The organism is Actinophytocola sp., from assembly GCF_035712165.1.
GTDB lineage: Bacteria > Actinomycetota > Actinomycetes > Mycobacteriales > Pseudonocardiaceae > DASYTH01.
In genome coordinates this window covers 1-6956 of sequence record NZ_DASTBH010000261.1, presented here as the reverse complement: position 1 = coordinate 6956, position 6956 = coordinate 1, and the positions used below count along the sequence as shown (strand labels likewise).

At 70.2% G+C, this 6956-nt stretch carries 8 protein-coding genes; all 8 read right to left on the bottom strand.

Annotation, left to right across the window (positions count from 1 at the left end; genetic code table 11):
* The coding region (locus VFO68_RS14720) for an isoleucine--tRNA ligase (RefSeq protein WP_325158831.1) at positions 1-1745 on the bottom strand (1745 nt) is incomplete at its 3' end.
* A 240-nt stretch (positions 1746-1985) separates the two neighbouring features.
* Positions 1986-2441 carry a hypothetical protein gene (locus VFO68_RS14715; protein ID WP_325158830.1) on the bottom strand — a complete coding sequence of 152 codons (456 nt, stop codon included), beginning with the start codon at positions 2439-2441 and terminating at the stop codon, positions 1986-1988.
* Between the two features lie 55 nt (positions 2442-2496).
* A complete protein-coding gene (locus VFO68_RS14710) occupies positions 2497-3324 on the bottom strand; it encodes a DivIVA domain-containing protein (RefSeq protein WP_325158829.1) in 828 nt (275 codons plus the stop codon).
* Between the two features lie 53 nt (positions 3325-3377).
* Complete coding sequence (locus tag VFO68_RS14705; protein WP_414635508.1) at positions 3378-3653, bottom strand: YggT family protein; 276 nt, start codon at positions 3651-3653, stop codon at positions 3378-3380.
* A 28-nt stretch (positions 3654-3681) separates the two neighbouring features.
* Entirely contained in the window at positions 3682-4359 is a 678-nt protein-coding gene (sepF, locus tag VFO68_RS14700) for a cell division protein SepF (RefSeq protein WP_325158833.1), read from the bottom strand.
* 48 nt (positions 4360-4407) lie between these two features.
* Positions 4408-5148 carry a YggS family pyridoxal phosphate-dependent enzyme gene (locus VFO68_RS14695; RefSeq protein WP_414635507.1) on the bottom strand — a complete coding sequence of 247 codons (741 nt, stop codon included), beginning with the start codon at positions 5146-5148 and terminating at the stop codon, positions 4408-4410.
* 43 nt (positions 5149-5191) lie between these two features.
* Complete coding sequence (pgeF, locus tag VFO68_RS14690; RefSeq protein ID WP_325158827.1) at positions 5192-5896, bottom strand: peptidoglycan editing factor PgeF; 705 nt, start codon at positions 5894-5896, stop codon at positions 5192-5194.
* 34 nt (positions 5897-5930) lie between these two features.
* Positions 5931-6956: cell division protein FtsZ (gene ftsZ, locus VFO68_RS14685; protein ID WP_325158826.1), on the bottom strand; the 1026-nt coding region annotated here is incomplete at its 5' end.

Genomic DNA, 6956 nt, shown 5'->3' with positions numbered 1-6956 from the left:
ACGTGCAGCGTGTAGAACCAGCCGCGGGTCTGGCCGTTGTACTCGACGATGAAGTCGCCCGGGTAGTGGTGCTCGAACCAGTCGGCGTTCTCGAACGGGTAATGCACCTGGGCGAACGGCATCGAGCCGGACTCGAACCAGCAGTCCAGCACGTCCGGCACCCGGCGCATGGTCGAGGCGCCGGTCGGGTCGTCCGGGTTGGGCCGGGTCAGCTCGTCGACGTGCGGACGGTGCAGGTCGGCCGGGCGCACGCCGAAGTCGCGCTCCAACTCGTCCAGCGAGCCGTAGACGTCGATGCGCGGGTACTCCGGGTTGTCCGAGACCCACACCGGGATCGGCGAACCCCAGAACCGGTTGCGGGAGATCGACCAGTCCCGGGCGTTCTCCAGCCACTTGCCGAACTGGCCGTCCCTGATGTGCTCCGGGACCCAGTTGATCTGCTTGTTCAGCTCGACCATCCGGTCCTTGATGTCGGTCACCGAGACGAACCAGGACGACACCGCACGCTGGATCAGCGGCTCGTTGCAGCGCCAGCAGTGCGGGTAGGCGTGGTCGTAGGTCTCGTGGCGCAGCATCATCTTGCGCGCCTTGAGGTCGGCGATGATGTGGCTGTTGGCGTCGAAGACGTGCATGCCCTCGTAGGGCGGCACCTCGGGCCCGAACCGGCCGCGCGGGTCGACCGGGGTGACCGGGGTGATCCCGGCCGCGTCGGTGACGAGCTTGTCCTCCTCACCGTAGGCCGGCGCGATGTGCACGATGCCGGTGCCGTCCTCGGTGGTCACGTAGTCGGCGGCGAGCACCTGGTGGGCGTTGGCGGCGCCGGCGAAGAAGTCGAACGGCGGCGTGTAGCGCCGGCCGAGCAGGTCGCTGCCCTTGTACCGGGCCAGCACCGGCGGGTCCTCGCCCAGTTCGCGGGCGTAGGCGGCGACCCGGGCCTGCGCCAGCAGGTAGCGCTCGCCGTCGTGCTCGACGGTCACGTAGTCGACGTCCGGGTGCACCGCCATGGCCAGGTTGCTGGGCAGCGTCCACGGGGTGGTCGTCCAGACCAGGGCCAGTTCGCCGGTCTCCAGCCGCAGGCCCACGGTGACCGCCGGGTCCTGCCGGTCCAGGTAGACGTCGTCCATCTTGGTCTCGGTGTTGGACAGCGGCGTCTCGCAACGCCAGCAGTACCACAGCACCTTGAAGCCCTCGTAGAGCAGACCCTTGTCCCACAAGGACTTGAACGCCCACATGACGCTTTCCATGTAGTTCAGGTCGAGCGTCTTGTAGTCGTTGTCGAAGTCCACCCAGCGGGCCTGGCGGGTCACGTAGTCGCGCCAGGCGTCGGTGTAGCGCAGCACCGAGGTGCGGCACGCCTCGTTGAACGCGGCGATGCCCATCTCCTCGATCTCGGCCTTGGTCTTGATGCCGAGTTGGTGCTCCGCCTCGACCTCGGCCGGCAACCCGTGGGTGTCCCAGCCGAACCGCCGCTCCACGTGCCGGCCGCGCATGGTCTGGTAGCGCGGGACGACGTCCTTGACGTAGCCGGTGAGCAGGTGGCCGTAGTGCGGCAGCCCGTTGGCGAACGGCGGGCCGTCGTAGAAGACGAACTCGTTGGCGCCGTTCACCCCGGCCGGGCGGCCGTCCACAGTGGCCTGGAAGGTGCGGTCGGTCTCCCAGTACGCCAGCACCGCCTGCTCGAGGCTGGGGAACGACGGCTGGGCGGGCACCCCGGGTTCGCCGTGGTGCGCCTTCGGGTACGACATCGGCTGGCACTCCTCGCGTGTCGATCTTCATCGAACCACGCGGGGACGAAGCCCAGGCTCCGCGGTACCACCCCGCTTGCCGACGCACCCTCGCGCCGACCACTCGAAGAGGCTGTCACGGGCCACCCCGTCCGGTTCTACTAGGGCGCCCGCCCGTTCTTCCGGAAGCTCCCCGGTGATAGCCGGATCAAAGCTTGTACCTCCAAGCCTAACCGGCCGCGCCAGCCCAATTTCCCCCGGTCACTGTTTCGGGGCGCGGTGGGCGGCGGCGAGGGTGGAGTCGGGGGCGCAGCGGGCGCAGGGGGTGAAGCCGAGTTGGCGGGCTTCGGAGATGGGGAGCGGGAGGGTGGCCTTGTCGGCCAGCCACGAGCACTCGGGGAGGTGGTAACGCGGGTGCTCGTCGACGACGAGGACGTCGGTGGTGAGGGCGGAGATCACCAGCAGGTCGGCGGCGTCGGTGGGCTCTTCACCAGGCTCGCTGGGATCCGGCACGGGGGTGAAGGTGTCGGTGGGCGGCGGGCCGACCGTGGGCGGGGCCGACGTGCCGGCGAGGCGGCGGCGGCTTCGTAACCAGTCGAAGACGAGCAGGCCGGCGGCAGCGACACTGATGCCAACCGAAATCCATGCCCACAGGGTCACCGCGGTCGTCAGCGCGGCGATCAGCAGCGCGAAGGCCGCGATCACCAGAGCCAGCACGAGGTAAAGCACAGGGATGCGCCTCTAGGGGTCGCCGGGTGCGGTCAGATCGAGATCAGCCGGCTTCGGCACGGGCGCCGAAGGCGTAGCCCTGCCCGCCGCCACGGCTGCCGCCGCTCTCGCCGGCCGCGGACGGCGCCGCAGAGCCCCGGTCGCCCAGTTCACGCAGGCTGGACTCGAGGAACGTCTTCAACCGGGTGCGGTACTCGCGCTCGAACGTACGCAGCTCGTCGATCTTCTTCTCCAGCGAGGTCCGCTCCGACTGCACCGCGCCGAGGATCTCGTTGTGCTGACGCTGGGCGTCGCGCTCGAGCGCCGTGGCCTTCTCGCGGGCCTGGCGTTCCAGCGTCTCCGACCTGGTCCGCGCGTCGTTGAGCATGGTCTCGGCCCGGGTGCGCGCCTCGTTGACCATGCCGTCGGACTTCGCCCGGGCCTCCGAGAGCAGCTGCTCGGACTTGGTACGCGCCTCGGAGAGCATGCTGTCCGCCTCGGACTTGGCCTCGCCGGTCAGCCGGTCGGCCATCTCCTGGGCCAGGCCGAGCACCTTGGCGGCCTGCACGTGATGATCGCCACCGCCGCCCGCCGCGGTCTGCTCCAGCGCGCTGGGCGGAGGCACGGGCTGCAACCGGCGCGGCTCCTCGCGCGGCGGCGCCACCGGCACGTGCAGCCGGGTGGCGTCGTCGAGGTCGGCACGCGTGGAGTCGAGCTGGGCGTCCAGCTGTTCGATCTGCTGGCGCAGCTCGTTGTTCTCCTCGATCAGCCGGGAAAGCTCGACCTCGACCAGGTCAAGGAAGGCGTCCACCTCGTCCTCGTTGTAGCCCCTTTTGCCAATGGGAGGCTTGCTGAACGCGACATTATGTACGTCAGCGGGGGTCAACGACATCAGATCACCTCACGCACTCAGTGGCTGGCTGCCTGGTCTTCCCTGGTTCCCCGTCACCCTGGATAGACCACTTGCATCAATATGAACACGACCAACAGCAGCACCATAATCGATAGGTCTAGCCCTACGCCTCCGATCCGGACCATCGGGATGAGCCGACGAACCAACCGGACCGGAGGATCGGTCACTGTGTAGATGCTCTCGAGCGCTACCGCAACTCCACCCGCCGGGCGCCACTCACGCGCGAACGCGCGCACAAGCTCCACCACCACGCGTGCTGTCAGTAGCAGCCAGAACGTGAACAGCACCCACCACAGGGCAAGCCACACTACTCCCACACATCAACTCTGCCATGACCTAACTTCGGGTGAGCAACCCACCCTCCGCGATCCTGCGCTTGTCCTCCGCTGACGGGTCGACATTCGGCGGTGAGATCAAGAACACCTTGTTGGTGACCTTGTCGATCGAACCACGCAGAGCAAACGCCAGACCAGCTGCGAAGTCAACCAGCCGCTTGGCGTCGGCGTCGTCCATCTCGGTCAGGTTCATGATCACCGGGTTGCCGTCCCGGTAGTGCTCGCCGATCGCCCGCGCCTCGTTGTAGCTGGTCGGATGCAGGGTGACCACCCGGGCCATCGGGTAGGCGCTGGTGCTGGGCGCGGCGACCGGTTCGGTACGCACTCGGCTCACCGGCTCCCTCCTGGGTTCGACGGCGAGCGCGCCGTGCGTCGGTGCGGTCTCCGGCGTCCAGACCGGCCGTGACCTGGGCCGATTGGGCGGCAGGTAGACCTCCTCGCGGCCAGCCGGCTCGACCTCGTCGTCCTCCCGGTAGCCCGACCGCAGACCGCCGAACAGCCGGCGACGCTGCGGGTAGGGGTCGTATTCGTCCTCGTCGGTGAGGTAGCTCGGCCGGTGGCTGTGCTCGAGGCGACGGTCCTGCCCGCGCTCAGGGAGGTAGTCCTCGGCGTCGTACTCCTCGAAGTCCTCCGCCGGGACCATGCCGAAATAGGCCTTCAGCTTCTGCAGCGCGCCCATCGACTCCGCCTCGTACTCCCGGGAACCGTGCTGACCCTGAATCACTTGTCAGGGCGAGGCTAGCCCCCGGGCGCCGAGCAGCGCGGTTCCGACACGCACGCAGGTCGAACCGTGCGCGACGGCCTGCTCAAGATCGGCGCTCATGCCGGCGGACAACTCGGTTGCCCCTGGGTGCTCCCGGCGCAGCCGATCCGCTGCTCCGGCCAGGATTTCGAAGGCCTCGCCGGGGTCCATTTCCAGCGGCGCGACGGCCATCAGCCCGCGGAGCCGCAAATCACCCGACCGAGTGATTTCCTCGGCCAGTGCGGGCAGGTCGGCGATGGGACAGCCGCCGCGCGCCGGGTCGCCGTCGATGCTGGCCTGGACCAGCACGTCCAGCGGGCCGGACCGCTCCCCGGCGGCGCGGGCCGCGGCGACCCCGTGCGCAAGGGCCTGGGCCAGCCGGGGCGAGTCGACGGACTGGACCTCCGCCGCCCAGCGGGCCAGCGAGCGCGCCTTGTTCCGCTGCAGCCGGCCGACCAGGTGCCACCTGACCTGGGCATTCGGCCGCAGCCCGGCCAGTTCGGCGGCCTTGCCCGCGCCCTCCTGCTCGCGGTTCTCGGCCAGGTCGAACATGCCGAGGTCGGTCAGCAGGGCGGCGTCGGAGGCCGGCCTGGTCTTGGTCACCGCGAGCAGGCGAACCCCGGCCGGGTCCCGCCCGGCGGCCCGGGCGGCGGCGGCGATGCGCTCGCGCACCTCGGCCAGCGCGGCGGCCAGTTCCGCGCGGCGGTTTTCGTCACCGTCAGTCACGGGAATTCCTCACGAATATGTGCGCGACCAGGTGAAACAGTCGTCATTCGTCGATCCAGATCAGCGCGGCCAATCGCCCAGTGGTGCCATTTCTGCGGTGACTGAACAGCGTGGTGTCCTCCACCGTGCACCGGGGGTCAAGACCAATCTTCGCCACCCCCGCGTCGGCGAGTTGCCGCCACAATCCGGCCCGGAGGTCGAGCCCCGGCGTGCCGGCTCGGGTGGTGCAGGCGCTGCCCGGCAGATGCGCCTCGACGTCGTCCCGCATCGCCGCCGGCACCTCGTAGCACTCGCCGCACACCGACGGGCCGAGCAGCACCTCGACCCGGTCGAGCACGGCGCCGGCCGAACGCATCGCCTCCAACGCGGCCGGCACCACCCCGATCCGGGCGCCGACCCGGCCGGCGTGCACCGACCCGACCACGCCGGCCTCCGGATCGGCCAGCAGCACCGGGACGCAGTCGGCCACCAGCGTCACGAGCGCGAGCCTGGGCACGGCCGTGACCAGCGCGTCGGTGACCGGCACCGGCTCGCCGGCCGGCCCGTCCACGACCACCGCGTTGCGCCCGTGCACCTGCTCCATCCAGACCAGGCGGTCGGGCGGCAGACCCAGCTCACCCGCCAGCCGCTCGCGGTTGGCCGCCACCGCAGCGGGGTCGTCGCCCACCGATCGACCCAGGTTGAACGAGTCGTACGGCGGCTTCGACACTCCACCGGCCCGGGTGGTGACCACCCTGCGAACGCGCACGCGCGGCTCCCCAGATCTGCCAGAACGGCCCCGACTACCGACGCATGAAGGGTGGCACATCCACCTCGTCGTCCGGGTCGTCGACCACGGGAACGGCGCGGCCGGGCAGCGTGCCCGGGGTGGTGTTGCGCTGGCCGGGCACGCCGTTGGCGGCCGGGGTGGTCAGCGGGTTGGCGCTCTGGAACGTCTGCTGCTGCACGGGCGGCGGCTGGACCGGGGGCGGCGGCGCCGGCTGCGCCGGTGGCGGGGTGGCCGGGCGCTGCACCTGCCCGGCCGCGCCGGCGGCGACCGTGCCGCGCGAGCTGACCATGGTCGGGTCCAGCTTCTTGTGCGTCGGGGTGCCGCTGTCGAACCCGGCCGCGATCACGGTCACCCGGACCTCGTCGCCGAGCGAGTCGTCGATCACCGTGCCGAAGATGATGTTGGCGTCCGGGTGGGCGGACTCCTGCACCAGCGAGGCCGCCTCGTTGATCTCGAACAGGCCGAGGTCCGAGCCGCCGGCGATGGCCAGCAGCACGCCGTGCGCCCCGTCCATGGACGCCTCCAGCAGCGGCGAGTTGATCGCCTTCTGGGCGGCCTGGATCGAGCGGCCCTCGCCGCGCGCCGACCCGATGCCCATCAGCGCGCTGCCCGCACCGGACATCACGCTCTTGACGTCGGCGAAGTCCAGGTTGATCAGACCCGGCGTGGTGATCAGGTCGGTGATGCCCTGGACACCGGAGAGCAGCACCTCGTCCGCCGAGCGGAACGCGTCCATCAGCGACACGCCGATGTCACCGAGCTGCAGCAGCCGGTCGTTCGGGATCACGATCAGCGTGTCGCACTCGTTGCGCAGGTTGGTGATCCCGTCGTCGGCCTGCTTGGCCCGGCGCTTGCCCTCGAACGAGAACGGCCGGGTGACCACGCCGATGGTCAGCGCGCCGAGCTTGCGGGCGATGCTGGCCACCACCGGCGCGCCGCCGGTGCCGGTGCCGCCGCCCTCGCCCGCCGTCACGAACACCATGTCGGCGCCTTTGAGGACCTCCTCGATCTCCTCCCGGTGGTCCTCGGCGGCCCGGTG